General features: G+C 74.2%; 2 protein-coding genes. Both read right to left on the reverse strand.

The window, feature by feature from the left end; all coding sequences use genetic code 11:
- Positions 1-833: choice-of-anchor M domain-containing protein (locus N869_RS14635; RefSeq protein WP_156968587.1), on the reverse strand; the 833-nt coding region annotated here is incomplete at its 3' end.
- The coding region (locus N869_RS14640; protein ID WP_035062831.1) for an anchored repeat ABC transporter, substrate-binding protein at positions 830-2,111 on the reverse strand (1,282 nt) is incomplete at its 5' end. The genes N869_RS14640 and N869_RS14635, both read right to left, overlap by 4 nt.

A 2,111-nucleotide genomic window follows, 5' to 3' on the forward strand; every position in this document is an offset into this window, starting at 1 on the left:
GTCGGCTCGGGGGCCCCTCCGGCGTCCCCCGCGGCTGCGGCGTCGCCCGGCGCCTCGCCGAGCTCCTGCTCGAGGAGGTCGGCGGGGTCGACCTCGTCGCCGACCGCCACCCGCAACGTCGCACCGGCCCGCACCGGTGTGCCGTCCACCAGGGTGCCCGTGGACTCCAGGCCGAGCAGGTAGGCCCCCGGTCGGGTGAAGACCCAGTTGGCGTGCGTGTGGGTGTTGACCTCCATCCACGCCGACTGCGGGAGGTCGGTGGTCGAGCTCCACAGCACCAACGGCTCGGACGAGACGCCCTCCTGCAGGAAGAGGTGCACCGCGCCGGGGCCCTCGACCCGGGTGAGCGACAGGTCCGCACCGCGCTCGAGCCGGTCGACGACCTCGGGCGCCTGGGTGTTCCACCCGACCCAGACCACTCCTTCTTGCTCCACCTGTGGGATCACGTGCACCGGGGAACCCTCGGGCAACCCCAGGAACGCGTACTCCGCAGCGCCGGGAACAGGGACGAGAGCGTCGTCGACGACGTGCACGACGACGTCCTCCAGGTCGCGCCAGACGGGCGGGTGGTCACGGTCGTCACGGACCCGGAGCTCCCACGTCCCCGACTCCATGCGCGGGCCGAGGTCGAGGTGCCCGCTGGGGACGACGACGACCTCTCCGGGCTCGACGACCGGCTCGTCACCACCGTGGGTCGCGTACGACGCCACCGGCAGGGTCACGGCGGCGGCCACGAGCGCGCCAGCGCCCCAGCGCCCGGCCACCGACGCGCGGCCTCCGCACCGTCGGTGCCCGGACCGGGCTGCTGCGGGGCGCGGTGCTGAACGGTTCACGAGGTCTCCTCATCGATCGCGTAGGACAGGCACTGGTGGAGCGATTCCGCGTTCGCGCGCATCATCGACACGTAGTCCGGGGCGTCGTCGTCCAGGGTGTCGAGGTACAGGGGGCAGACGGCGACCCCCGCGTCGGACGCCAGCTCGCGCAGCACCGACGCGCGCGGGTCGAGCCCGACCTCCAGGAAGACCGCGGGCAGCTCCATGGTCGCCACCGTGCGGGTGAGCTGACGGCGCTGCCGGAGCCCGGGGTCGCTGCCGCGGTCGGGGGCGAGGCTCCCGACGATCCTCAGACCGTAGGCGGTGGCCAGGTAGGCGAAGCTGTCGTAGGTGGTCACCAGGTGGCGGGCGTACCGGGGCAGGTCGTCGACGGTGGTCGACACCTCCCGGTCCAGCTCCTCCAGGTCGGCGAGGTACACCGCGGCGTTGCGCCGGTACTGCTCCGCGCCCTGGGGGTCGACCTCGATGAGGGTGTCGCGGACGATCTCGACGTAGACCTGGGCGTTGCGGACGTCCAACCAGAGGAAGGGGTCGATCTGCCCGTGCAGGTGCCGCCCGAGCACCGCCTGGGGCAGCTGGTACACAGGGTCGCCCGCGGCCACGGCGTCACCCAGCGCGGACTCCGCCCCCGACGGCAGGGGCAGCAGCGAGGACGGCGGCACCGCGATGACCGTGGTCGTGGGGTCCAGGACCCAGTCGTGGGAGTGGGCGTGGTCGTGGTCGCCGCCAGGGCCGTGGGCGTCCGCGACCAGCACGAGGGGGCCGGGGCCGGCCCCTGCACCACCCTCGCCCAGGCGGTCGAGGTCGACCGTGAGGTCGGCGTGACCGGCGTCGAGGACGTCCGCCCCACGGGCCCCGGGCACCGTGAAGGGGTCCACCCCGACGGCGAAGGTCAGTTCGGTGGTGGCCACCGGCACGGCCGGACCGTCCGTGGGCTCGAGGGCGGCCTCGAGCGTCAACCGGTACACCCCCGGCTCGGTGAAGGCCCAGCTCATGTGGGTGTGGGCGTCGGGGCGCAGGAGCGCCGAGTGCCCGTCCTCGAGCTCGTCCCCGTGACCGGCGACGTACACCTGAGCCCCGCCGAACGTGTCGGTGAGGTAGGCGGCCATCCGGCCCGGCCCCTGCAGGTGCGTGGCCTCCAGCCGCACCCGTGCGGACCTGTCGACGCCCGCCGCGTCGGGTGTCCCGGTGACGCTGAGCCCCAGCCACACGGCGTCCAGCGCCCGGTCCTCGACCCGGGACAGGACAGCGGCGCCGCGCGCGACGGCCGCCGACGCG

The organism is Cellulomonas bogoriensis 69B4 = DSM 16987 (genome assembly GCF_000767165.1).
In the GTDB taxonomy this organism is placed as follows: domain Bacteria; phylum Actinomycetota; class Actinomycetes; order Actinomycetales; family Cellulomonadaceae; genus Actinotalea; species Actinotalea bogoriensis.